Origin of the sequence: [Enterobacter] lignolyticus SCF1 (assembly GCF_000164865.1) — a bacterium.
GTDB classification, from domain to species: Bacteria; Pseudomonadota; Gammaproteobacteria; order Enterobacterales; family Enterobacteriaceae; genus Enterobacter_B; species Enterobacter_B lignolyticus.
Window position 1 is genome coordinate 1,939,182 of sequence record NC_014618.1, and the last position, 22,609, is coordinate 1,961,790.

Here is a 22,609-nt window from a genome sequence, read left to right on the forward strand (position 1 = left end):
AATTAACTTTTGCTGCTGGACGTTGTGAACTGCTGAGTCAGATAGCTGCTGGTGGAGTTCAGCGAGTTCATCAATACGTCCAGCTGCGTGAACTGGGCTTTATAGCTCGCCATCATATTATCGATACGCGTACTGGCATCGTTATACTGCTGCGTCAGGTTATTCAGCGTCTTGCTGACACCGTCCGTTGCGGACTGGATAATGCCGGTTTTAGACAACCAACTGGTCAGGTTGGTGGCGATCGTCGTGGTCATCCCGGTTTTTTTACCGTCGCCGACGAGCATCTGTCCGACGCCGTCCGGGTCTTTTTGCAGCGCAGCCTCGAGTTTTTTGCTATCGACGTTGAGCTTGCCGGTGCCCGGATCCGTCGTTACGCCAATCTGGGCCAGCGTTTTGAACGACGAGGTGCTGAGCGAGTTGCTGAGCATGCTTTTGAGCTGCGTCTGAATGGTGCGCAGCGTCGAGTCGCCGAGAAGTGCGCCGTTGCTGGAATCCTGAGAATCTGAGCCCGGATCGACCGCGGTGTATTTGGTCAGCGAGGCAAAGGTGTCCTGCAACGAGTTATAGGCGGTGACCCAGTCGTTGATCGCTTTCTCGGCCTTCGACGTATCTTTGGTAATGTTCAGCGTCTGGTTGCCAGTGGTGACGTCGTTGAGGTTCAGCGTGATGTTTTCCAGCGCGTCGCTGATGGTGTTGCTGTCGTTTTCAATCGGGATATTGTTGACCGTCAGTTTGGCGTTTTGCGCCGTAACGCTCTCAGTCATACCGTTGGTGGCGGCGGTTTTGTCATAGCCCATAAAGCTCTGCAGCGCGCTATCGCCGCTGACGCTGATACTCATGGCGTTATCGGCGCCGGTGTTGTTGGCGGTGAGAGACAGACGATACTGGCCGTTGCCGACGTTGATGATACTGGCGCTCACGCCCGCTTTGGCGTTGTTGATGGCGTCACGAATGCCTGCCAGCGAAGAATTAGCTGCGCTGAGGTTGATTTTGACCGGGTCTTTGCCGCCGCCCTGCTGAATAGTAATCACGCTATCGCCGCTGGCGATCGCCGTTTTGGTATCGCTTTGCGTTTGTGTGGTGGTCAGGGTCTGCGCCTGCGCCAGCTGTGAAACGGCAATTGTGTATTTACCCGGAATAGCGCTGCCGGTGGTGGTGGCGCTAAACGCGTTAGTAGAACTGGTTGTGGCCGTGGCTGTGAACAGGTCGGCGCTGTTTAGCGTGGTGTTGGCGGTCTGGAACGCGGTCAGCGCATTCTTTAACGTGCCGTATCCACTCAGCTTTGCGGTATAGGAAGACTGCTGGTTGGAGATAGGCGTCAGCTGCGCTTTCTCTGCGGTTTCCAGATTGCTCAGGACGGTATTTAAATCCAGGCCCGAACCAACCCCGAGTGTAGAAATACTTGCCATATTTATTCCTTAAATGTATCGACACGTAGAACGAATACCGGGGTTATCGGCCTGAATGTCGTAAAGTTTACGTTTAATTTTGTTTTTTTAATGGCGGGAATAAAGGCAGGAGAAAAGAGTATTTCTGCGACTAAAAAAATATTTGGGTGATTACGCAAAAAATTCTAAAGGTTGCTCTGGTGACGACGATAACCACACTGACGGCGATTGAGCCGACGGGTGGAAGCCCAAATCGTAATCACAGACTTGAAACACAGGAAACGTAATCATGGCACAAGTCATTAATACCAACAGCCTTTCGCTGATCACTCAGAACAATATCAACAAAAACCAGTCTGCTCTTTCGACTTCCATTGAGCGTCTGTCTTCTGGTCTGCGTATCAACAGCGCAAAAGATGACGCCGCAGGTCAGGCGATTGCTAACCGCTTCACCTCTAACATCAAAGGCCTGACCCAGGCTGCGCGTAACGCCAACGACGGTATCTCTCTGGCGCAGACCACTGAAGGCGCGCTGTCTGAAATCAACAACAACCTGCAGCGTATCCGTGAGCTGACCGTTCAGTCTCAGACTGGCACCAACTCCGACTCTGACCTGTCTTCTATCCAGGACGAAATCAAATCCCGTCTGTCTGAAATTGACCGCGTATCCGGCCAGACTCAGTTCAACGGCGTGAACGTGCTGGCGAAAAACGGCACAATGTCTATCCAGGTTGGCGCGAACGATGGCCAGACCATCAACATCGACCTGCAGAAAATTGACTCTTCTACTCTGGGTCTGAATGGTTTCTCCGTTTCTAAACAATCTCTGTCTGTTGGCGACAGCATTAATCAGGTGGTAGATAACGGAACCGGCGCAAATAAAGGTCAGATGGTAAATGTCGATCTGAGTGATGTTGCCAAAAACCTGAAGGTTGATGCGAGCACTTTGTCTCTGCACAACATCACTGGTACTGACAAATATGTTGTTCAGTCAGGTAATGATTATTATTCAGTATCTGTTGGTGATAGCAGCGTAACTGCAGGTGATGCTGGTAAAGTTGAACTTAATACTACTGATGTTAAGTATGGTGATGCGGCAAATGGTATCGCTACTGACGGCGCAACAATTACTGGTCAGTATATCAAAGTAGGTACTGATCCAACTACTGGAGCAGCAACTGGTTACGTAACTGTACAGGGCAAGAATTTTAGCGTGGCTGCAGCTGACCTGGTTAACAGCAAGGACTCAGCAACACCGACTAACGGTGCTGCCACTACTGGTATTCAGCTTAGTGTTGGTGGTGCTATCACTACTGCGACTGCTGAGTTTGCAGGTACTTCTAGCAACAACCCGCTGGCTCTGCTGGACAAAGCTATCGCGTCTGTAGATAAATTCCGTTCTTCTCTGGGTGCGGTGCAGAACCGTCTGGGTTCTGCTGTCACCAACCTGAACAACACCACCACCAACCTGTCTGAAGCGCAGTCCCGTATTCAGGACGCCGACTATGCGACCGAAGTGTCCAACATGTCTAAAGCGCAGATCGTTCAGCAGGCCGGTAACTCCGTGCTGTCCAAAGCAAACCAGGTTCCTCAGCAGGTTCTGTCTCTGCTGCAGGGCTAATCCTGACCTGTATCACAAACCCCGCTTCGGCGGGGTTTTTTTTGCCCCCGAATTTCACTTAACTGTGTAAATAACCCCTCCTTTTAGCCACTATTCCGCCGATTAAAACCCCTGTAGAAACGGATAATCATGCCGATAACTCATTTAATGCAGGGCTGTTTATCGTGAATTCACTGTATACCGCTGAAGGTGTAATGGATAAACACTCGCTGTGGCAGCGTTACGTACCTCTGGTACGCCATGAAGCATTGCGCCTTCAGGTGCGGTTGCCGGCGAGCGTGGAACTGGACGATCTGCTTCAGGCGGGCGGCATCGGGTTATTGAATGCTGTTGAACGCTACGATGCTCTGCAAGGAACGGCGTTTACCACCTACGCAGTACAACGCATACGTGGGGCTATGCTGGACGAATTGCGCAGCCGCGACTGGGTGCCGCGCAGCGTTCGGCGTAATGCCCGCGAAGTGGCGCAGGCGATGGGGCAACTGGAACAAGAGCTGGGGCGCAACGCGACGGAAACCGAAGTGGCGCAGCGGCTCGGTATTGCTGTTGAAGAGTATCGTCAGATGCTGCTGGATACCAATAACAGCCAGCTTTTCTCCTATGACGAATGGCGGGAAGAGCACGGCGACAGTATCGAGCTGGTGACTGAGGAGAATCAGCAGGAAAATCCGCTCCATCAGCTGATGGAGAGCAATTTGCGCCAGCGCGTGATTGAGGCGATTGAAGCCTTACCGGAGCGCGAGCAGCTGGTTCTGACGCTTTACTACCAGGAGGAGCTCAATCTTAAAGAGATTGGCGCCGTACTGGACGTGGGAGAGTCGAGGGTCAGCCAGTTGCACAGCCAGGCCATTAAGCGTTTGCGAACAAAACTGGGTAGGTACCAGGCGGGCGAATAGTTGTTCTCTCCTGGGTAGATGCCGCACATGCATTGACAACCAGGAGTTATCATGACGGTGCAGCACGTAAAAAGACGGCCTCTAAGCCGCTACCTTAAAGACTTTAAACACAGCCAGACGCATTGCGCTCACTGCCATAAGCTGCTCGACCGCATCACGCTGGTTCGCCGCGGTGAAATCGTAAATAAGATTGCTATCTCGCGCCTTGATACGCTGATTGATGATGCCGCCTGGCAGCAGGAGCGTAAGGAGTGGGTGGCGCTTTGTCGTTTCTGCGGCGATCTGCACTGCAAGGAGCAGAGCGACTTCTTCGATATCATCGGCTTCAAGCAGTATCTCTTCGAACAAACCGATATGAGTCCGGGAACGGTGCGCGAGTATGTTGTGCGCCTGCGTCGCCTCGGCAACCACCTTTCCGAGTCCGGAATTGACCGCGATGTGCTCAACGATGGCGAGCTTGATGAAGCGCTGGCCCCATGGCTGCCGTCGACCAGCACCAATAACTACCGCATTGCGCTACGCAAATATGCGCAATTTCAGCGTTTACACCTGGTTTGTGGCGAGCAGAAGTTCGCGTATGCGGCAACCTCTGATATATATTAAATTGGAATAAGATGTAGCTCACCGGTGTTTTACCGTTCCGGTTAACCACCTTACACTACAAAGAAATTTCAAATATTCGGGGTAACTATGAAACTAGCACTTCTGGGCCGTCAGGCGCTGATGGGGGTGATGGCCGTTGCGTTAATGGCGGGCGTCAGCGCAAAAACATTTGCAGCGGAAAATCTGTTAAATCAGGTGAAAGAGCGCGGTTCACTGCGCGTGGGCCTGGAAGGGACCTACCCACCGTTTAGCTTCCAGGGCGATGACGGCAAGCTCACCGGTTTTGAGGTGGAGTTTGCCAATGAGCTGGCGAAACATCTCGGCGTGAAGGCGGATCTGAAGCCGACGAAATGGGACGGTATGCTGGCCTCGCTGGACTCCAAACGTATCGACGTAGTGATTAACCAGGTAACCATCTCCGACGAGCGTAAAAAGAAATATGATTTCTCTACGCCGTACACCGTTTCCGGCATTCAGGCGCTGGTGAAAAAGGGCAATGAAGGCACCATTAAAACGGCGGCCGACCTGAAAGGTAAAAAAGTCGGTGTTGGCCTCGGCACCAACTATGAAGAGTGGCTGCGCAAAAACGTGCAGGGCGTTGATATTCGCACCTATGATGATGACCCGACGAAGTACCAGGATCTGCGCGTTGGCCGTATCGACGCCATTCTGGTTGACCGCCTGGCCGCGCTGGATCTGGTGAAGAAAACCAACGACACGCTGGCGGTAACCGGCGAAGCGTTCTCTCGCCAGGAGTCCGGCGTTGCGCTGCGCAAGGGCAACGACGATCTGCTGAAAGCGGTCGACAATGCGATTGCTGAAATGCAAAAAGACGGCAGCCTGAAGGCGCTGTCTGAAAAATGGTTCGGCGCTGATGTGACGCACTAAGCTCAGTTGCTTAAAAAAGGCGCTATTACAGCGCCTTTTTTTATTTTTCATTGGCAACTGCGTGCATAATAAAAAGAAAATCAGGAGGTGCTATGTCACTGCAAAATCTCACCCGCTTTCCTCGTCTTGAATTTATTGGCGCCCCGACGCCGCTGGAGTACCTGCCGCGCCTGTCCGACCATCTTGGCCGCGATATTTTTATCAAACGTGACGACGTCACGCCGATGGCGATGGGCGGCAATAAGCTGCGCAAACTGGAGTTCCTGGCCGCGGACGCGCTGCGCGAAGGCGCCGATACGCTGATCACCGCGGGCGCTATCCAGTCCAACCACGTGCGCCAGACGGCGGCGGTGGCGGCAAAGCTGGGGCTGCACTGCGTCGCGTTACTGGAAAACCCCATAGGCACCCGGGCGGAAAACTATCTCAGCAACGGCAATCGCCTGCTGCTCGACCTGCTGAATGCCCAGGTGGAAATGTGCGACGCGTTGAGCGATCCGAACCGTCAGCTGGAAGAACTGGCGACCCGCCTTGAAGCGCAGGGTTTTCGCCCGTACGCGATCCCGGTCGGCGGCTCCAACGCGCTCGGCGCGCTGGGCTATGTGGAAAGCGCGCTGGAAATTGCCCAGCAGTGCGAAGGGGCGGTAGCGCTCTCGTCCGTCGTGGTGGCTTCCGGCAGCGCGGGGACGCATGCGGGGCTGGCGGTAGGGCTGGAGCAGCTGATGCCGGACGTCGAGCTTATCGGCGTGACGGTGTCGCGTAAGGTCGCAGAACAAAAGCCGAAAGTGGTCACGCTGCAGCAGGCGGTCGCGGAAAGCCTTGGGCTACAGGCAAAAGCGGACATCGTCCTGTGGGATGACTATTTTGCCCCGGGCTACGGCACGCCGAATGAAGAGGGCATGGAGGCGGTGAAGCTGCTGGCGCGTCTTGAGGGCATCCTGCTCGATCCGGTATACACCGGAAAGGCGATGGCCGGCCTTATCGACGGCATCAGCCAGAAGCGCTTTAAGGATGAGGGGCCTGTCCTGTTCGTTCATACCGGCGGGGCGCCAGCGCTGTTCGCCTATCATCCTCACGTCTGATAAGAATCACGATAATGCACGAAAGTATTCACCTGATGTTGGAATCCGCGCCTTACCTGCTTAAAGGCGCGGTATTTACGCTGCAGCTCAGCGTTGGCGGGATGTTCTTTGGCCTGCTGTTGGGCTTTCTGCTGGCGCTGATGCGTATGTCGCCAGTTCTGCCGGTGCGCTGGCTGGCGCGCTTTTATATCTCGATTTTTCGCGGTACGCCCCTGATTGCACAGCTGTTTATGATTTACTACGGCCTGCCGCAGTTTGGTATTGAGCTGGACCCGATTCCGGCGGCAATGATCGGCCTGTCGCTGAACACGGCGGCGTATACCTCTGAAACCCTGCGTGCGGCGATCTCGTCTATCGATAAGGGGCAGTGGGAGGCGGCGGCCAGTATCGGTATGACGCCGTGGCAGACGCTGCGTCGCGCGATTCTGCCGCAGGCGGCGCGCGTTGCGCTCCCGCCGCTGTCTAACAGCTTTATCAGCCTGGTGAAGGATACGTCGCTGGCGGCTACCATCCAGGTGCCCGAGCTGTTCCGTCAGGCGCAGCTTATCACCTCGCGCACCCTGGAGGTGTTCACCATGTACCTGGCGGCATCGCTGATTTACTGGGTGATGGCGACGGTGCTGTCCGCGCTGCAGAACTATTTTGAAAACCAGCTTAACCGCCAGGAGAGGGAGCCGAAATGAGCGCCATTGACGTTAAAAACCTGGTAAAAATCTTTCACGGGCAGACGGTGCTGCACGGTATCGATCTTGAGGTGAAAGAGGGGGAAGTGGTGGCGATCATCGGGCCAAGCGGCTCCGGGAAGACGACGCTGCTGCGCAGTATCAACCTGCTGGAGCAGCCGGACAGCGGCACCATTCGCGTCGGCGAAATTACCATCGACACGGCGAAACCGCTCAGCCAGCAAAAGGGGCTGATCCGCCGTTTGCGCCAGCACGTCGGCTTCGTGTTCCAGAACTTCAACCTGTTCCCGCACCGCACGGTGCTGGAGAACATCATCGAAGGGCCGGTTATCGTTAAAGGCGAAAATAAAGCCGAAGCGACGACGCGGGCGCGCGAGCTGCTGGCGAAGGTGGGGCTGACCGGGAAGGAGGGGAGCTACCCCCGGCGGCTGTCCGGCGGCCAGCAGCAGCGCGTGGCGATTGCCCGCGCGCTGGCGATGCGCCCCGATGTTATCCTGTTTGATGAGCCTACCTCGGCGCTGGATCCCGAGCTGGTGGGCGAGGTGCTCAATACCATCCGTCAGCTGGCGCAGGAAAAGCGCACCATGGTCATTGTGACCCATGAAATGAGCTTTGCCCGCGACGTGGCAGACCGCGCTATTTTTATGGATCAGGGCCGTATCGTCGAACAAGGGGAGGCGAAAGCGCTGTTCGCCAATCCGCAGCAGCCCCGCACCCGTCAGTTCCTCGAAAAATTCCTCATGCAGTAAGCCAGCGCGGTTCGTCGGTGCCTAACGGCACCGGCGGTCGCGACCACAGCACCGGCGTTCCCGGCAGCCGTAGCGGGAACCGCAGGCGTTGCGCCAGGCCAAAGGCAGACCATTCCAGGGCCGGACGCTCATCGCGCTTATTTCGTGGCGCGAATTCATGCTGCCCGGCAGCCGGCCAGCGCATCAGCTCATGCGCCGTCCGGGCAAGAGAAAAACGCGCCTGATAACCCTGGCCCGTCGTCTGGCGGACATGCAGACCTTTCAGTACCGCTGCCGCCATCAGATAGCCGGTCGCATGATCCAGCGCCTGTACCGGCAGGGGAAACGGGCGTTCTGACTGCCGCCATTGCTGTCCGGCGGCGGCAATACCGCAGGCCATCTGTACCAGACTGTCAAAACCGCGGCGGTTGCGCCACGGGCCGCTCCATCCCCAGGCGTTCAGCGAGACGTCAATTATCCCCGGCGAGAGGCGCTGACGCGCCGCGGCGTCCAGCCCCAGCGCCTCCAGCGCATCGGCACGGTAGCCGTGCACGATGACATCCGCTTTGCGGATAATTTCACACAGGGCCTGCCGGTCAATCTCCTGGCGGAAGTTCAGCCGCGCGCAGCGCTTGCCGGGCGTGATCTCTTCCTCCAGAGCGGGTTCCGCCCAGTCCGGCGGGTCAATACGCAAGACGTCGGCGCCCAGCCCTGCCAGCATTCGGGTCGCGACCGGGCCGGCAATGATTCGCGTTAAATCGAGTATCCGGACGCCCAGCAGCGGGCGCGCAGGCGCGAGAGGGCGGCTGGCCGGTTGTCCCGGCGCGGTATACTGCTCATGGAGCAGCGGTTCCTGTATCACCGACGAGCCCTGCGGGTGTTGTTGCCACTGCATTGCGCTGCGCATGGCCGCCGCGCATCCCCCGGCATCGACGATCGCCTGCTCCAGCGCGTCGGCGCGCCATTGCCGCACCGCTGGAGCAAGTGCGGCTTTATCCGCATGTTTACCCAGTACGGACGCCATGGCCTGCCGGTGATGCGCGGCGTTGGTATGGAGCCTTATCCAGCCATCTGCGGTCTGATAATCCCCGGTTAACGGGTCCCACAGCACAGGCGCAGAGCGATTGAGCGGCGTCACGCTGCCCTGAAACCAGAAGGAGGCCAGCCGACGGTCTATACCTGGTACGGCGCGGGTTTGGCACACGCGGGCAAGCCAGGCGCCCACCACCGCCATAGAGGCGGCGGCGAAGTCGCTGACGGCATAGCATGACGGCAGGGCGCCAGAGGAAAGAAAGCGAACGTCCGGTGGCGGGGAGGAATCAAACGCCTGCCAGAGCGTTGAATAACATCTCGTGCTTTGTGCATATTCGCGCATTTTATTCTCCTCTGCGAACGTCGGCGGCGCGTCGGGATTTCAGACTATTTTCTCTTACCATGATATTTTATACATATAAATAAGATTTATGTGTTAGTTTGCTTGTATTCATAATAATGATTATCAATCAGGGGTTTTCTCGTCAGATATGAGGGACATCGACTTTTTCAGCTGGCGGCGGGATGTGCTGCAAAAATTTCAGTTAGCCTCGTCAAGCGAAGAGATATATTCCATTTTGCAACAGCAAACTGAAATGCTGGAATATGACTGGTATGCATTGTGTGTCCGGCATCCGGTGCCGTTTACGCGCCCTAAAATTGCATTGCAAACGACCTATCCCCGGGCATGGATTGCGCAATATCAGGCCGAAAACTATTTCACTATCGACCCAGTGCTTAAGCCGGAGAATTATCGACACGGTTATTTGCCCTGGACCGATCGTTTATTTCAGGATGCGCAGGAGTTCTGGGATGCCGCTCGCGACCATGGTTTGCGCAAAGGCGTTACGCAGTGTCTGATACTGCCAAACCGCGCGCTGGGCTTCTTGTCCGTCTCGCGCGAGGGGATACAAAAAGACCCGCTGGCGGAGGACGAAACGCAAATGCGCCTGCAGATGCTGGCTGAATTCAGCACGACCGCGCTGCTGCGCCTTGACGACTCGGCGATACTGACTCCGGAGATGAAGTTCAGCAAGCGGGAGCTGGAAATCCTGAAGTGGACCGCGGAAGGAAAGACATCGGCAGAAATTTCAATCATTTTATCTATTTCTGAGAATACGGTGAATTTCCATCAGAAGAATATGCAGAAGAAATTTAATGCGCCTAACAAGACGCAGATAGCCTGCTATGCGGTAGCGACGGGGCTTATCTGAGGAGACGCAGCGCTTTGCGTCCGGGGGAAAACCGGCTGCATGGCGCAGCCGGCAGCGAATCACTGGCGATAGGCTTGTTTAATTTGCTGAACGGTGCTGGAAAATACGGCCGCCTGAGCTTCATCGTCCATCTGCGAGATTTGTTTTTCCATTTTAATAATCACGCGACCGGCATCTGCCTGCCCCATTGCCTGCAGCATCAGCGTCAGCATTGCTTTCAGGCAGGAGACTTCCTGGGAGAGCTGTTGATTATTTTCAGCAGTGGAGAAATCAGGTGTACTCATCTATTTCCTCGTTTGATTTTTGCGCAAACGCGCGGTAGCTATAGTAAAGGTCGCGCAGTATACCACAGGCTGAGGGAAAAAATGGAGTGCCTGATTTTTGTTCGCGGATCCTGACCGGCTGGCGATTAATATATCGCCCGGCGATGGGGCAAAAGTCAATTTGTATAAAAGAGGTTTTTACTCAGTTAATTATTGTTACACATTGGATTTCGTATTTATCATCTGCGCAATTTTTCATGCTTTTGCTAAGTTTTTGTCGATCAACTCATCAAATAGGGGCTGCGGTATCCGCCTGCTTCGCCGTAGTTTCCAGTTGATGTACATTCTGATTTCCAAAAATATGAACAAAATCTTAACCTCAACATCTTTTGCCTTTTAAAGTGACGATAAAACCCGTTAATATGGTGGGAATTTAGAGTCAGTAGCGTTATCCCTATTCTGGAGATTATTCCTTTGATCAACGTCCTTCTTGTTGATGACCACGAACTGGTGCGCGCAGGGATACGACGCATTCTCGAAGATATAAAGGGTATTAAAGTTGCCGGTGAGGTCTGCTGCGGCGAAGACGCGGTGAAATGGTGTCGCGCCAACGCGGCGGACGTCGTGCTGATGGACATGAATATGCCGGGTATCGGTGGCCTTGAGGCCACGCGGAAGATTGCGCGTTCCGCCACCGACACCAAAGTCATCATGCTGACCGTGCACACGGAGAACCCGCTACCCGCGAAGGTGATGCAGGCCGGTGCGGCCGGTTACCTGAGCAAAGGCGCCGCACCTCAGGAGGTGGTGAATGCTATCCGCTCCGTATTCGCCGGGCAGCGCTACATCGCCTCTGATATCGCTCAGCAGATGGCGCTAAGCCAGATTGAGCCGGAAAAAACAGAATCACCGTTTGCCAGTTTGTCTGAACGCGAATTGCAGATTATGCTGATGATCACCAAAGGCCAGAAGGTCAACGAGATCTCTGAACAGCTGAATCTCAGTCCGAAAACGGTGAACAGCTACCGCTATCGAATGTTTAGCAAATTAAACATTCATGGCGATGTCGAGCTGACGCACCTGGCCATTCGTCATGGTCTGTGTAATGCGGAGTCGTTAGCAAGTCAGTGAGTGATGTTTTTGATTCAAAGGCGTTTTTAAAAACCGTGACCAGCCAGCCTGGCGTCTACCGTATGTATGACGCCGGCGGTACGGTTATTTATGTCGGTAAAGCCAAAGACCTGAAGAAACGCCTTTCAAGCTATTTTCGCAGCAATCTGGCGTCGCGCAAAACCGAAGCGCTGGTCGCTCAGATTGCGCAAATCGACGTGACCGTTACGCACACCGAGACGGAAGCGTTGCTGCTCGAACATAACTACATCAAGCTTTACCAGCCGCGCTATAACGTGCTGCTGCGCGACGATAAATCCTATCCTTTTATTTTCCTCAGCGGCGATACGCACCCCCGGCTGGCGATGCACCGTGGGGCGAAGCATGCGAAAGGCGAATACTTCGGCCCTTTTCCCAACGGTTACGCCGTGCGGGAGACGCTGGCGCTGCTGCAGAAAATTTTTCCCGTCCGCCAGTGTGAAAACAGCGTTTACCGTAACCGCTCTCGTCCCTGTCTGCAGTATCAGATAGGCCGCTGCCTGGGCCCCTGCGTCGCTGGTCTGGTCAGCGAAGAGGAGTATGCGCAGCAGGTTGAATACGTGCGGCTGTTCCTGGCCGGGAAAGATGAGCAGGTGGTTAATCAGCTGGTGGCGAAGATGGAAAAGGCAAGCCAGGCGCTGGCCTTTGAGGAGGCGGCGCGCCTGCGTGACCAGATTCAGGCGGTGCGCCGGGTCACCGAGAAGCAGTTCGTCTCAAATGCGGGCGACGATCTGGATGTGATCGGCGTAGCCTTTGATGCCGGTATGGCCTGCGTTCATGTGCTGTTTATTCGCCAGGGCAAGGTGCTGGGCAGCCGCAGCTACTTCCCGAAAGTGCCGGGCGGCACTGAGCTTGGCGAAGTGGTGGAAACCTTTGTCGGACAGTTTTATCTGCAGGGCAGCCAGGCGCGCACGTTGCCGGGAGAAATCCTGCTTGATTTTAATCTTGGCGATAAGACGCTGCTGGCCGAGTCGCTGTCGGCGCTGGCGGGACGACGGATTAACGTGCAGACTAAACCGCGCGGCGACCGCGCGCGCTATCTGAAGCTTGCCCGTACGAATGCCGCCACCGCGCTGGTGACGAAGCTGTCGCAGCAGTCCACCATCAGCCAGCGGCTGAAGGCGCTGGCGACGATCCTGAAGATGCCGGACGTTAAGCGCATGGAGTGTTTCGACATCAGCCATACCATGGGCGAGCAGACCGTGGCGTCGTGCGTGGTATTCGACAGCAACGGTCCGCTGCGCGCGGAGTATCGGCGCTACAATATCACCGGCATTACGCCCGGCGATGACTATGCGGCTATGAATCAGGTGCTGCGTCGTCGCTATGGCAAAGCGATTGAAGAGAGTAAAATCCCTGACGTCATTTTGATTGACGGCGGGAAAGGGCAACTGGGGCAGGCGAAGCAGGTTTTTGCCGAGCTTGACGTGTCCTGGGATAAGCATCACCCGCTGCTGCTGGGAGTTGCAAAAGGCAGCGACCGTAAGGCGGGGCTGGAGACGCTGTTTCTGGAGCCGGAGGGCGAGGGCTTTAGCCTGCCGCCGGATTCCCCGGCGCTGCATGTTATCCAGCATATCCGCGATGAATCGCACGATCACGCGATTAGCGGGCACCGTAAAAAACGGGCCAAGGTTAAAAGCACCAGCACCCTGGAAACCATTGAAGGCGTCGGGCCGAAACGCCGCCAGATGCTGCTGAAATATATGGGCGGGTTGCAGGGTTTGCAGAAAGCGAGTGTCGAGGAGATCGCAAAAGTGCCAGGCATCTCCCACGGTCTGGCAGAAAAGATCTTCTACTCGTTGAAACATTAGGGGCTCTGTAGCAACATAGGGCTAATATTCACTGACAACAGACAGTTACCGTCGCCATGCAATTTAATATCCCTACGTTGCTTACCATCTTTCGCGTCATCCTGATCCCGTTTTTTGTGCTGGCGTTCTATCTGCCGTTCAGCTGGGCGCCGTTCCTCTGCGCGCTGATTTTCTTCATTGCCGCGGTCACCGACTGGTTTGACGGCTATCTGGCGCGCCGCTGGAACCAGAGCACCCGCTTTGGCGCGTTCCTCGACCCGGTTGCGGATAAAGTCATGGTAGCGATTGCCATGGTGCTGGTGGCGGAACACTACCACAGCTGGTGGGTAACGCTGCCGGCGGCCACCATGATCGCCCGTGAAATTATTATTTCCGCGCTGCGCGAATGGATGGCGGAGCTCGGCAAGCGCAGCAGCGTGGCGGTTTCCTGGATTGGCAAAGTCAAAACCACCGCGCAGATGACGGCGCTGGTGTGGATGCTGTGGCGTCCAAACGCCTGGGTAGAGTGGGCGGGAATCGGCCTGTTCTTCGTGGCGGCGGTGCTGACGCTGTGGTCGATGATCCAGTATCTCAACGCGGCGCGCGGCGATTTGCTTGATCAGTGATCGTTTCGCCGCAAATTTCAGCAAACGATCCTGGGTTGCGAAAAATATCGTTGACTCAGTGCGCCAGGTAAGTAGAATGCAACGCATCGAACGGCAGCACAGATTGCCAGACGGTAATAAAATCAAGTGATTAAACAAATCACCTGATAATGCGGGAATAGCTCAGTTGGTAGAGCACGACCTTGCCAAGGTCGGGGTCGCGAGTTCGAGTCTCGTTTCCCGCTCCAGTTTAAAGCATCGGCAGCTGCGGGTGCGGCAACAAATTGGCGCGTTAGCAAAGCGGTTATGTAGCGGATTGCAAATCCGTCTAGTCCGGTTCGACTCCGGAACGCGCCTCCACTTTCTTCCCGAGCCCGGATGGTGGAATCGGTAGACACAAGGGATTTAAAATCCCTCGGCGTTCGCGCTGTGCGGGTTCAAGTCCCGCTCCGGGTACCAGTGGGAAAAAGCAGAATAATCAAAGCAATAAGCAGTGTCGTGAAACCACCTTCGGGTGGTTTTTTTGTGCCTGAAATCCATTTTCCTAACATCTTTCCTAACATTATTTTCGCCATGCCGGGAAAGTTTTTCACTTCCCCTGACCGCCGACGACAGGAACGATCTTAACTTTTCTATCATAGCGCGCGGTTTGCGTAATGGTCTTGTGTCCGGAAATCTGCTGTTTCTCCTGCAGCGTTCCCTCCAGATCGGATACGCCTTTTGCCTTCAGATCGTGAAAAGTAAAATCGAAGCTAAGGTGTGGGAACTTCTTCCGCGCTTCCTCTCTTGCTGCCTCCCAGCGACTGTTAAAACCATCCCTCGTATATTTTTGCCCATCAGCTTTATGCAGCACGTAAATCGATGACATTCCGGCTTTAAGCTGCAGCTCCTTCGCCAGAGCGATCGCCGCGCGCAGCCGATCCGACCATGCCTTAATCTGCTTTTTGCCTGTTTTGTGCTGCTCGATGAAAATCCCGGGCTCCAGCAATTCAGATTTTTTTAGCGTGAGAACGTCTTTTTGCCGGGCGAGGCAGAGATATGCGATCTCCATTGCCACCTGTACCACCACAGGGCTAACGCTGTACAGAGCATCATACTCTTCATCAGTGGTGTACCGATCGCGCTCTACCTCTTTAAACTGACGCACGCCTTTGCATGGGTTAGCTTTGACCTTCCCACGTTCGTAAGCCCAGCTGTACAGCCTGGACAGAAATGCTTTCTCACGGTTGGCCTGCGTCTGACTTGCGACGCCGCGTTTGTCCATGTACTGCCTTATATGCTGCGGTTTCACGAGATCAGGAGCCATCTTCCCGAATACAGGCATCAGCTTGTTAGAATATTTTGTATAGTCCTTCCTGGTGTCCTGGCTTAATTTGTTGAAGTCAGCTGATTCGAAAAACTCTAAAGCGAGCGACTGAAGGTTTGCCGACTGCTCCTTTTTCATTTTGGCTTCTTCATACTTCGCCCATACGAGAGATACCGGAGAATCCAGAGGACATAATGAGATGGAGCCACCCCCGGCGGGGTGGTACTCAAATTTAGATTTTCCCCGATAAACTCGTGGTGGGAAAATTCTGTCTTCTGGATTTTTACGTTTACCGGCCATATCACATCGCATCAAAATTAGGTTCGGACAGTGCTGGGTCAATTTGCTTCGCAAAACGTAGCGTAAGCGGATTATTTACATGATGCCAGGTCGTAGAAGGATGTCCGTCACGCCCTCGCTCAAACCATATTCCCGCCGAGGCAAGCCATGCACACTGCTTCTTTGGTTGCTTATATTTCGTCAGCGCAACCAAATCGGCTGGGCTTAAAATGTTGTCACTCATAGCTATCGCTCCTGATAGCCAGCTATTACGATATGCGCAATAACTGGCATGGATTGATTTTTGATAATCAGTTTGCGGTCAGGCGCTGCCAGATTGCCGATACGTACTTTGCCTGGTGGCGGGCGTCGGCCAGCGCGTTGTGTTTGTCTCCCTCAAACGGAATGGAATAGCGCGGATTGATGCCGACGGCTTTACCCAGCTCGACGATGGTTCTCACATCGCGGTCGTTGAAGAATTTCCACGAGCAGACTATCCCGTTGCGTTCGTAGGAACGCCGCATCAGTACGTTGTCGAATGTCGCACCATTCCCCCAGACCTGGACGGACCCGGCGCTGCCGGCGGCGTTCTCGCTGATAAACTCGTTAAACTGGAGCAGGGCGTCGTCCAGGGGAATGGCGTCGTCCACGACGATTGCCGCGCGCGCTTCGGAGGACTGTTTCAGCCACCAGATAATCGTGCTGGCGTCCGGGATACCGCCGGAGGCCATCGCCGATTCGAGGCTGATGACTTTGTAGAACTCCGGACCACAGACACCAGTGTCCGGGTTAAAGAACACGGCGCCGATGGAAACGATGGGGGCGTCAGGGTTCGAGCCCATTGTCTCGACATCAAGCATCAGGTGATGGAAATCCGGGCATTCAACGGCATCGTCATTATGATGACCGGAATCAGTATTCAGGGCAGTTGTTTGCTCAACAGCCGTAGCATCGCTTTCAACTGGCAAATCTGCTGTCTGGCTTTCTGGTACCGCTGCCGGAGCTTTGTTTTCGACGCTGACAGTCTCTTCCATCGGCACATTGCTGGTGGTCTCCTGGCTGTTTGCTGGATTTAGTTTTTCTTCAGCGGCATGTTGGCGCGCCTGGTCCACGATTGAGAGCGGTTGTTCCGTTTGGTTACCCATCAGACCATCGATGGAGAACACGCCGTTGCCCATGTTGGCGACCTCGGGCTGTTTGACGTCCTTTGCGTGTCCAGCAGCAACTTTATCGTTAATCTCTTTTTCCCAGCTTTCTTCAGGAGTATGTCGGGCTGCTGCCAGCATTTCTTCGGTTGGGTGCTCGTGGTCGGTTTCCGTCAGGTTTGCGTTGATATACGTTTGCAGGCTGACGGGGAAGTGATGCACATTCTCCGTGGCGCCGCGGATCAGCGCGAAAACTGCCGCGCGTGAATAATCGAGGATGCCGGCGCACTTGCGCAGAGCAGCGGACCACTCTTTGAATGGGCTTTCTTTGGCTTCCATGATTTCTTTTGCCCTGCGGTACACACCCCCCGGGATATCATAGATGTTGAAATCCATTGGCAAAGTGGCCAGCGCAATCTCTACGTCCAGAGTACCCAGCGTGTGAACCATCTCGGGGTTACGGTCTGTGGCATTGCCGCCGCCCGCATTCACGCCGCTGTCTGCTCGCTGCACGGAAGTAATACGGTTTCCTTTTGCCCATTCCCGGACTAGGATCCCGCGGTCAATATGGTCCGTTGTCAACCAGAGCTTCGAGAACTGAATGACGCGCGACAGCTCATGATGCAGGGCAGGGGCGAATACCGTTTTTACTGCATCGGTATATTTCCACAGCAGCGCGTTACTGAGGGTATCCAGCTCCTTGACGTTGCTGGCCGCCAGCAACAGGTTCTGGACATAGTGGTTGTCGGTGTCCAGAGAGAGCTCGATGATCTGGACGCGCTGTGCGTGCCGGATGTGGTGAGCTGTAGAAGTGGAGATAAACTCCGCGAGCAGGCGTCTGCTGAAAGTCATTTCAGCGACAGCGTATTCAGTACGGTCGGTGTCGCCCTCTTCGACAACCAGGTCCGGGTCGAATGGCTCCGGGATAGGTTGCACAGCCGCTGGGGTAGGGGTAGTGTCCGGCGCTGCTGGCGCTGCTGGCGCTGCTGGCGCTGCTGGCGCTGCTGGCGCTGCTGGCGCTGCTGGCGCTGCTGGCGCTGCTGGCGCTGCTGGCGCTGCTGGCGCTGCTGGCGCTGCTGGCGCTGCTGGTGGCTCATCGCTGACAATCTTCTTCCAGTTATTGCTGTCGCCGTCCAGCTCGTAGCGGTCGCACCAGGTGTCATCAAGCACGCCTTCTTCCGGCATATCGTCAACGATAAACCAGTTTGTCCGGATCGGCAGCTGGTGGTCGGCGCCACGGCCGGTCTCAATTCCGTTGTCTTCCAGAATGTTGAGAATTTCGCGGTCGGCGCGAGAATCTGATTTAGAGGAGAACCAGCAAAACAGGCTTTTGGCCTCGGTTGCTTTGGCTCTGGCTTTGATGAGATACGCATAGTTGTTCATTGCGTTCGGGCTCCTTGAGGTTGTAAGATACCCGGCAGCTGATGATTGCCGCCTCGGTAGTGGTCATTGGTCAAAACTCGATTCCGGAAAGCTTTGGTCGGCTGACCGGCGTACTAACCCGCCTTGCGCGGGTTTTTGCGTTATAGGGGGTTACGCCCGTATCCCGGGTTATCCTCTATCGCCTCGTTAAGAATGGTTTTGGCTTCGCAGTCGGGTAACAGCTTCGCCGCCTGCATGATTGCTGTTGCGAAATCATCGGCCGCATCTTCATGCTTACTGGCGCGACGTCTTTCTTCCTCCGCCTGTTCTTCGACGGCGTCCATTTCGAACTGATGTTCCTGCCATAGTTCGGTCGTCACATCGTCTTCAACTTCTTCCCGTAACGCCTCTTTCACTTCGAGAACGGGCAAAACACCAATCAGCTGTTCTGCTGGTGCAGTGCTGAATCTGAGATCAAGGTCATCTGCTGACATGTCGCCTCCGGAAAAAGAGCCCGCCACCAGACGGGCTAAAAGAACATTTTTCCAACTTAACCAGATCGGGGTCGTCTTCCTCTCTCTGGTTGCGATGGCGGTATTACCATCACGATGCCCCGTGCACTGAGCATCAGGCTGGCAACAGCCATTGGTCAAAACTCGATTAAGAACGAACTGCAGGCTGTTGGTCGGCAGCCGGATTTCCTTTCTGTGCCAGCACGTAGCAGATGCGGCGAACGATAGACCAGAAGATGGGCAGGCGGACGGCCTGGCAGTGCACTGGTCTGCGAGCTAAATCAACCATCATTTTTCTCCTTTTTTATGTCTGTCTTTTCACCACTTCAGCCTCGGTGGTATCTTGGAGTTCTCACACAACCAAGAAGGAGACTTATATGCGCGGAGTCGTTGTTCATCATGAGCACCGCATCGGTTATATCGTTATCCGTGATCCTGTCGGAGAGTTCACAGTTGCAGAGCTTCTCGGTGGATATAACGTCGAGAAGGAACACGTCATATCTGGCGATCTCCACAGTCTTGGCGGCGAGACTTTTTTTAACGAGACATCGGATGAAGAGATTGAGGTTTTTGTTCAGGCTTATGGCATGTCTGAACAACAATCAATTTTCATGATCCGAGGAACTCGTTAACCCACTTACGAAACATTGCACAATCCTTCAGGGTCCATTCGCACTGCTGGACCGAGATTATTTTATCTGGATGGATTAGCGAATCATGAGCGTGAGCCATCTCAATGCCGCGTTCAGCGGCTTGCTCCATCCGACTGATTTTGTCCAGCAACTCCTGCGTTTTCGTTTCCACGTATTTTCACCTCGTTGCCCTTAACGCCAGGCTGGCGGAACGGTAAAACCTGCTGCGTGCTTAACAGTGCGTGCTTTGCTGGTGAGTCAGTAACGCGTTGGTCGTCGCGCCCATCCCCTATAACTCGCAATTCAGGGTGAGAGCTGAAACTGGCTCACCGCAAAGCACGCTCTTAGTCATCTCATCCGGTGTTTCGTATGCCGCCGGCAGCTACTTCGTGGGCGTCCTGCCTTGATGACGTTAATGTGGGATTATTATAGTCACGAATTGTGGTTGCATGTCAATACACAATTTGTGTCTGCTTGGGGTGTAAAAAAACCAGCTTCGAGCTGGTTTGTTTTTGTATTTATTCTGAAGCTGGTTTAAATCGGCCCCTCAAATATTTCTCTACATATTCATCAATTTCTTTGAGACGTACTTCAAAAAGATCGATCATTCGATCCTGCTCGGACTCAGGAAGCTGTGTGAAAAGCTTGAGCATGCGTCTTTGTTTTTCAGGGAGCTCATTGCCTTGACTAACTTCATCACCAAACAGCAAGAAACTGGGACTCGTGTCTAGAATGCGGGCCAGAACAACTGCATCGTCTACCCCTATATTCCTGACACCTAACTCATAGTTCCCCACCCGTGAAGCTGTGGCCCATCCGCACAGTTTTGACAGCTGCGCTTGGCTTAGGTTCTTGCTTTCGCGAAGAGCTTTGAGTCTCTCGCCGATGATTTCCGCCATTGTTTTCATACCCAAATAATACCACGTATTGTGGCAAATCAATGATCACGTTTTGAGGTTGACAATGGACACATATCGTGACTAAATTATGCCAACACTTAATTCAGGAGAACTGACGTGAACAACATTGCCGTTGAGCGACAGAAGCTAGGCCTATCTCAATCTAAGTTTGCTCAGACCCTCGGTTGGGGACGTTCCCGCCTCTCAAATTACGAGTCCAATCTAAGACAACCCGGGCTATCTGAATGCAGGCAAATTGTCGAAACACTGAACATGCTTGGCGCTGATTGCAGTTTGGATAGCGTCTTCCCATCAGACCAGAACCATGAGTAAGGGGTTGAGATGCAATCAATCACTGCAAGTCAGCATAGTCAGCGGAAAGCTATTCCCCTGAAAACACAAAATCAGAATGCACCGCGCCGCCGGGATTCAATACGTCGCCGCGCTATCCATGATGCCGTTCGCGAGTGGGAGACCAGCATACCCGGTCAGGCGCAGGAAAAGATTGCCCTGCTGGTGGCCGAGCAATGGCGTGTCCTGGGCGGGCGGGGGATCACTGTCAACAAGCAGAACCTTTTCCGCTACCTGAAGAACGAAAACAACACGGACAAATACACCGGCTACGTCATGCAGCTGTCGGCTGCGATCGCCGAGGCAATGCCGATTGAGATCGCCAGAAAGCACGGACTGAAGCAGGGGATGACGGAATCCGAGCTGGTGGCCAGTGCGGTTAAGGAGTGTGGCGAAGCGCATCAGGCGAAGCTGCTCGGCGCGCCGCTGCAGAAGCTGGAGAAGGAGATTAGAGAAGCAGCAATTGCCCTTTTTAACCTGCTGCCCGCTGATGCTGCCGGGCCGCTACTGGCAAGTATCGGCGCCGTGGCGCCTCAGTGTTTTTAATCGAGTTTTGACCAACGACCATTATTTCCCTGCTTACAGGGGAGAGGAGTAACCATGGCAGCGCTGCCTTACATGCAACTCTACATTGCTGACTATCTGGCGGACACCATGCATCTGTCTACTGAGGAACATGGAGCTTACCTGCTGCTGATGTTCAATTACTGGCAGACAGGGAGAGCAATACCGAAAAACCGTCTGGCGAAAATTGCACGGATGAGTAACGACCGTTGGAATGCCGTTGAATCTTCGTTGAGAGAATTTTTCAACGATAACGGCACCGACTGGGTGCATGAGCGGATTGAGAGGGATCTGGAAGGGGTAAGGTCTTCCCTTGAACAAAAGTCTGCCGCGGGAAAAGCCTCTGCACGGGCCAGAAAAGCAAAAAAATCAACGCAACCTGAACGGGATTACAACGGGTGTTCAACGGTCGTTAATCGTCCGCTGCAACAGAACACCGACGGGAATCCAACTAATAAAGATACAGATACAGATACAGATACAGATATAAAAGATCTAAACCCAGAGAGAGATACGCGCGCTACTGACGATACTCCGCCAGTGGATAACCCGGACACGGACTATCTCGCACCCATGGGCAAATTTTCGATCACTCCTGACTGGCTACCGGGAACCGACTTCACCCGCCAGGCGACGCTCTGGGGAATAAACCTCGGCGACGAGCCGGGCTATACCGCCGAAGAACTTCAGCAGTTCCGAGATTACTGGAGCTGCGAGGGGAGGGTGAAGCACCAGATGCAATGGGAGCAGACCTTCGCACAGAGCCTGAGAACATCCCGGGTACGCCAGCAGATACCGTCGCAACGCAAACCAGCAGCGATGGGTATTTCTCAACCTGACTCAACGATCCCGCCAGGGTTCAGGGGGTAACCATGAAATCGACGACAGAACTGTTTGTTCGCCTGCAGAAGCTGATGCCCGCCGGTACTCAGCCCAGATTCCGCAGCGCCAGCGAGCTGATGGAGTGGCAGCGCCAGGAAGGGCTGAAACGGGCCGAAGAGGTCGAGAAGGAAAACCGGCTTTCCCGCGCGCAGAAAATCCTCGGACGGTCCGGCATCTGCGATTTGCACCGGAACTGTACGTTCAACAGCTACCAGGTGGGCAATGACGGTCAGAAGCAGGCGCTTTCCCTCGCCAAAAGCTATGCGCAGAACTTCGGCAACGGCTTTGCCAGCTTTGTGTTCAGCGGTGGCTGCGGCACCGGGAAAAATCATCTGGCGGCGGCCGTCGGCAACTACCTGCTGCAGCGCGGGCATAGCGTGCTGGTTGTCACCGTTCCTGACCTGATGCTGCGTATTCGTGAATGCTATGACGGCGGCAAGTCAGAGGCGGCGCTGCTGGACGACCTGTGTCGCGTTGACCTGCTGGTGCTGGATGAAGTCGGCGTGCAGCGGGAAACCCGCGGGGAGTGGGTGTTACTGAACCAGATTATCGACCGCCGCCTGGCGGCAATGAAACCAGTGGGGGTGCTGACAAACCTGAATCACCAGGAGTTAACAAAAACGCTCGGCGAACGCGTGATGGATCGCCTGACGATGGACGGCGGTATCTGGGTGAATTTCACCTGGAGCAGTTACCGCAAGAACGTGACCCACTTACGGGTCGTGAAGTAACAACAGC

25 protein-coding genes and 3 tRNA genes are annotated in these 22,609 nt (G+C 54.7%); 19 read left to right on the plus strand and 9 right to left on the minus strand.

Going from position 1 to position 22,609, the window contains the following annotated elements:
• Positions 1-2: 2 nt before the first annotated feature.
• Positions 3-1,409 carry a flagellar filament capping protein FliD gene (gene fliD / locus ENTCL_RS09060; RefSeq protein ID WP_013365814.1) on the minus strand — a complete coding sequence of 469 codons (1,407 nt, stop codon included), beginning with the start codon at positions 1,407-1,409 and terminating at the stop codon, positions 3-5.
• A gap of 268 nt (positions 1,410-1,677) precedes the next feature.
• Between fliD and ENTCL_RS09065 the strand changes: the two genes are divergently transcribed.
• From ENTCL_RS09065 to tcyN, 7 genes are all read left to right on the plus strand, one after another.
• Positions 1,678-3,009, plus strand: coding sequence for a flagellin N-terminal helical domain-containing protein (locus tag ENTCL_RS09065; RefSeq protein WP_013365815.1), 1,332 nt, complete (start codon positions 1,678-1,680; stop codon positions 3,007-3,009).
• A gap of 164 nt (positions 3,010-3,173) precedes the next feature.
• Positions 3,174-3,905, plus strand: a complete 732-nt coding sequence (locus tag ENTCL_RS09070) for an RNA polymerase sigma factor FliA (protein ID WP_013365816.1) — start codon at positions 3,174-3,176, stop codon at positions 3,903-3,905.
• Positions 3,906-3,956: 51 nt separating this feature from the next.
• Positions 3,957-4,508, plus strand: coding sequence for a flagella biosynthesis regulatory protein FliZ (gene fliZ, locus ENTCL_RS09075; RefSeq protein WP_013365817.1), 552 nt, complete (start codon positions 3,957-3,959; stop codon positions 4,506-4,508).
• A gap of 87 nt (positions 4,509-4,595) precedes the next feature.
• The gene (gene tcyJ / locus ENTCL_RS09080; RefSeq protein ID WP_013365818.1) at positions 4,596-5,396 is read left to right on the plus strand and encodes a cystine ABC transporter substrate-binding protein; all 801 of its coding nucleotides are present in this window, start codon (positions 4,596-4,598) and stop codon (positions 5,394-5,396) included.
• 92 nt (positions 5,397-5,488) lie between these two features.
• Positions 5,489-6,475 carry a D-cysteine desulfhydrase gene (gene dcyD, locus ENTCL_RS09085; protein ID WP_013365819.1) on the plus strand — a complete coding sequence of 329 codons (987 nt, stop codon included), beginning with the start codon at positions 5,489-5,491 and terminating at the stop codon, positions 6,473-6,475.
• Between the two features lie 14 nt (positions 6,476-6,489).
• Entirely contained in the window at positions 6,490-7,158 is a 669-nt protein-coding gene (gene tcyL / locus ENTCL_RS09090) for a cystine ABC transporter permease (protein WP_013365820.1), read from the plus strand.
• Positions 7,155-7,907: an L-cystine ABC transporter ATP-binding protein TcyN gene (gene tcyN, locus ENTCL_RS09095; protein ID WP_013365821.1), complete on the plus strand. Its 753-nt coding sequence runs from the start codon at positions 7,155-7,157 to the stop codon at positions 7,905-7,907. Before tcyL ends, tcyN begins: the two co-directional genes overlap by 4 nt.
• Here tcyN and ENTCL_RS09100 read toward each other — a convergent pair.
• Positions 7,897-9,261 carry a CoA transferase gene (locus ENTCL_RS09100; protein WP_013365822.1) on the minus strand — a complete coding sequence of 455 codons (1,365 nt, stop codon included), beginning with the start codon at positions 9,259-9,261 and terminating at the stop codon, positions 7,897-7,899. The two genes, tcyN and ENTCL_RS09100, sit on opposite strands and share 11 nt — an antisense overlap.
• A 148-nt stretch (positions 9,262-9,409) precedes the next feature.
• Here ENTCL_RS09100 and sdiA point away from each other — a divergent pair, with 148 nt between their 5' ends.
• Positions 9,410-10,132 carry a quorum-sensing transcriptional regulator SdiA gene (gene sdiA / locus ENTCL_RS09105; protein ID WP_013365823.1) on the plus strand — a complete coding sequence of 241 codons (723 nt, stop codon included), beginning with the start codon at positions 9,410-9,412 and terminating at the stop codon, positions 10,130-10,132.
• Between the two features lie 59 nt (positions 10,133-10,191).
• Here sdiA and ENTCL_RS09110 read toward each other — a convergent pair whose 3' ends face one another.
• On the minus strand, positions 10,192-10,416 hold the full coding sequence (locus tag ENTCL_RS09110) for a DUF2594 family protein (RefSeq protein WP_013365824.1): 225 nt from the start codon (positions 10,414-10,416) through the stop codon (positions 10,192-10,194).
• Positions 10,417-10,869: 453 nt separating this feature from the next.
• On the opposite strand from ENTCL_RS09110, the gene uvrY reads away from it, so the two are divergent.
• The 6 genes from uvrY (at position 10,870) to ENTCL_RS09140 (ending at position 14,398) form a co-directional block, all read left to right on the plus strand.
• Positions 10,870-11,526 carry a UvrY/SirA/GacA family response regulator transcription factor gene (gene uvrY, locus ENTCL_RS09115; RefSeq protein ID WP_013365825.1) on the plus strand — a complete coding sequence of 219 codons (657 nt, stop codon included), beginning with the start codon at positions 10,870-10,872 and terminating at the stop codon, positions 11,524-11,526.
• A complete protein-coding gene (uvrC, locus tag ENTCL_RS09120; protein ID WP_013365826.1) occupies positions 11,523-13,355 on the plus strand; it encodes an excinuclease ABC subunit UvrC in 1,833 nt (610 codons plus the stop codon). Before uvrY ends, uvrC begins: the two co-directional genes overlap by 4 nt.
• 56 nt (positions 13,356-13,411) lie before the next feature.
• On the plus strand, positions 13,412-13,960 hold the full coding sequence (gene pgsA, locus ENTCL_RS09125) for a CDP-diacylglycerol--glycerol-3-phosphate 3-phosphatidyltransferase (RefSeq protein WP_013365827.1): 549 nt from the start codon (positions 13,412-13,414) through the stop codon (positions 13,958-13,960).
• Positions 13,961-14,111: 151 nt separating this feature from the next.
• Positions 14,112-14,187: transfer RNA gene (locus ENTCL_RS09130), tRNA-Gly, on the plus strand.
• A gap of 38 nt (positions 14,188-14,225) precedes the next feature.
• A tRNA-Cys gene (locus tag ENTCL_RS09135) sits at positions 14,226-14,299 on the plus strand.
• 12 nt (positions 14,300-14,311) lie between these two features.
• Positions 14,312-14,398: transfer RNA gene (locus ENTCL_RS09140), tRNA-Leu, on the plus strand.
• A 130-nt stretch (positions 14,399-14,528) separates the two neighbouring features.
• Here the strand turns inward: ENTCL_RS09140 and ENTCL_RS09145 are convergent.
• The 5 genes from ENTCL_RS09145 to ENTCL_RS23890 all read right to left on the minus strand — a co-directional run bounded on the left by ENTCL_RS09145 (position 14,529) and on the right by ENTCL_RS23890 (position 18,832).
• Complete coding sequence (locus ENTCL_RS09145) at positions 14,529-15,545, minus strand: tyrosine-type recombinase/integrase (protein ID WP_013365828.1); 1,017 nt, start codon at positions 15,543-15,545, stop codon at positions 14,529-14,531.
• Position 15,546: 1 nt separating this feature from the next.
• Positions 15,547-15,768, minus strand: coding sequence for a DUF4224 domain-containing protein (locus tag ENTCL_RS09150; RefSeq protein WP_013365829.1), 222 nt, complete (start codon positions 15,766-15,768; stop codon positions 15,547-15,549).
• A 67-nt stretch (positions 15,769-15,835) separates the two neighbouring features.
• Positions 15,836-18,052, minus strand: coding sequence for a 3'-5' exonuclease (locus tag ENTCL_RS09155; protein ID WP_013365830.1), 2,217 nt, complete (start codon positions 18,050-18,052; stop codon positions 15,836-15,838).
• Between the two features lie 140 nt (positions 18,053-18,192).
• Positions 18,193-18,525, minus strand: a complete 333-nt coding sequence (locus ENTCL_RS09160) for a hypothetical protein (RefSeq protein WP_013365831.1) — start codon at positions 18,523-18,525, stop codon at positions 18,193-18,195.
• A 166-nt stretch (positions 18,526-18,691) separates the two neighbouring features.
• Entirely contained in the window at positions 18,692-18,832 is a 141-nt protein-coding gene (locus tag ENTCL_RS23890) for a hypothetical protein (RefSeq protein ID WP_013365832.1), read from the minus strand.
• Between the two features lie 88 nt (positions 18,833-18,920).
• Here ENTCL_RS23890 and ENTCL_RS09165 point away from each other — a divergent pair, with 88 nt between their 5' ends.
• Complete coding sequence (locus ENTCL_RS09165) at positions 18,921-19,175, plus strand: hypothetical protein (RefSeq protein WP_013365833.1); 255 nt, start codon at positions 18,921-18,923, stop codon at positions 19,173-19,175.
• Positions 19,176-19,693: 518 nt separating this feature from the next.
• Here the strand turns inward: ENTCL_RS09165 and ENTCL_RS09175 are convergent.
• A complete protein-coding gene (locus ENTCL_RS09175; RefSeq protein WP_013365834.1) occupies positions 19,694-20,083 on the minus strand; it encodes a helix-turn-helix domain-containing protein in 390 nt (129 codons plus the stop codon).
• 108 nt (positions 20,084-20,191) lie between these two features.
• On the opposite strand from ENTCL_RS09175, the gene ENTCL_RS22895 reads away from it, so the two are divergent.
• From ENTCL_RS22895 to ENTCL_RS09190, 4 genes are read left to right on the plus strand one after another with little or no spacing between them, the layout of a single operon-like run.
• Positions 20,192-20,407: a helix-turn-helix domain-containing protein gene (locus ENTCL_RS22895; protein WP_013365835.1), complete on the plus strand. Its 216-nt coding sequence runs from the start codon at positions 20,192-20,194 to the stop codon at positions 20,405-20,407.
• A gap of 9 nt (positions 20,408-20,416) precedes the next feature.
• A complete protein-coding gene (locus ENTCL_RS09180; RefSeq protein WP_013365836.1) occupies positions 20,417-20,971 on the plus strand; it encodes a toxin YdaT family protein in 555 nt (184 codons plus the stop codon).
• Between the two features lie 54 nt (positions 20,972-21,025).
• The gene (locus ENTCL_RS09185; protein ID WP_013365837.1) at positions 21,026-21,859 is read left to right on the plus strand and encodes a DUF1376 domain-containing protein; all 834 of its coding nucleotides are present in this window, start codon (positions 21,026-21,028) and stop codon (positions 21,857-21,859) included.
• A 2-nt stretch (positions 21,860-21,861) separates the two neighbouring features.
• A complete protein-coding gene (locus tag ENTCL_RS09190) occupies positions 21,862-22,602 on the plus strand; it encodes an ATP-binding protein (RefSeq protein ID WP_013365838.1) in 741 nt (246 codons plus the stop codon).
• The last annotated feature ends 7 nt before the right edge of the window (positions 22,603-22,609 follow it).

Bases quoted from the DNA above. Each gene is read 5' to 3' on its own strand.
- ENTCL_RS23890 (WP_013365832.1), bottom strand. From the start codon at position 18,832: ATGGTTGATTTAGCTCGCAGACCAGTGCACTGCCAGGCCGTCCGCCTG.
- fliD (WP_013365814.1), bottom strand. From the start codon at position 1,409: ATGGCAAGTATTTCTACACTCGGGGTTGGTTCGGGCCTGGATTTAAAT.
- fliZ (WP_013365817.1), top strand. From the start codon at position 3,957: ATGACGGTGCAGCACGTAAAAAGACGGCCTCTAAGCCGCTACCTTAAA.
- tcyN (WP_013365821.1), top strand. From the start codon at position 7,155: ATGAGCGCCATTGACGTTAAAAACCTGGTAAAAATCTTTCACGGGCAG.
- ENTCL_RS09160 (WP_013365831.1), bottom strand. From the start codon at position 18,525: ATGTCAGCAGATGACCTTGATCTCAGATTCAGCACTGCACCAGCAGAA.
- dcyD (WP_013365819.1), top strand. From the start codon at position 5,489: ATGTCACTGCAAAATCTCACCCGCTTTCCTCGTCTTGAATTTATTGGC.
- ENTCL_RS09185 (WP_013365837.1), top strand. From the start codon at position 21,026: ATGGCAGCGCTGCCTTACATGCAACTCTACATTGCTGACTATCTGGCG.
- ENTCL_RS09165 (WP_013365833.1), top strand. From the start codon at position 18,921: ATGCGCGGAGTCGTTGTTCATCATGAGCACCGCATCGGTTATATCGTT.
- ENTCL_RS09110 (WP_013365824.1), bottom strand. From the start codon at position 10,416: ATGAGTACACCTGATTTCTCCACTGCTGAAAATAATCAACAGCTCTCC.
- ENTCL_RS09065 (WP_013365815.1), top strand. From the start codon at position 1,678: ATGGCACAAGTCATTAATACCAACAGCCTTTCGCTGATCACTCAGAAC.
- ENTCL_RS09100 (WP_013365822.1), bottom strand. From the start codon at position 9,261: ATGCGCGAATATGCACAAAGCACGAGATGTTATTCAACGCTCTGGCAG.
- tcyJ (WP_013365818.1), top strand. From the start codon at position 4,596: ATGAAACTAGCACTTCTGGGCCGTCAGGCGCTGATGGGGGTGATGGCC.
- ENTCL_RS09150 (WP_013365829.1), bottom strand. From the start codon at position 15,768: ATGAGTGACAACATTTTAAGCCCAGCCGATTTGGTTGCGCTGACGAAA.
- sdiA (WP_013365823.1), top strand. From the start codon at position 9,410: ATGAGGGACATCGACTTTTTCAGCTGGCGGCGGGATGTGCTGCAAAAA.
- ENTCL_RS09145 (WP_013365828.1), bottom strand. From the start codon at position 15,545: ATGGCCGGTAAACGTAAAAATCCAGAAGACAGAATTTTCCCACCACGA.
- pgsA (WP_013365827.1), top strand. From the start codon at position 13,412: ATGCAATTTAATATCCCTACGTTGCTTACCATCTTTCGCGTCATCCTG.
- ENTCL_RS09180 (WP_013365836.1), top strand. From the start codon at position 20,417: ATGCAATCAATCACTGCAAGTCAGCATAGTCAGCGGAAAGCTATTCCC.
- ENTCL_RS09155 (WP_013365830.1), bottom strand. From the start codon at position 18,052: ATGAACAACTATGCGTATCTCATCAAAGCCAGAGCCAAAGCAACCGAG.
- tcyL (WP_013365820.1), top strand. From the start codon at position 6,490: ATGCACGAAAGTATTCACCTGATGTTGGAATCCGCGCCTTACCTGCTT.
- ENTCL_RS09190 (WP_013365838.1), top strand. From the start codon at position 21,862: ATGAAATCGACGACAGAACTGTTTGTTCGCCTGCAGAAGCTGATGCCC.
- ENTCL_RS09175 (WP_013365834.1), bottom strand. From the start codon at position 20,083: ATGAAAACAATGGCGGAAATCATCGGCGAGAGACTCAAAGCTCTTCGC.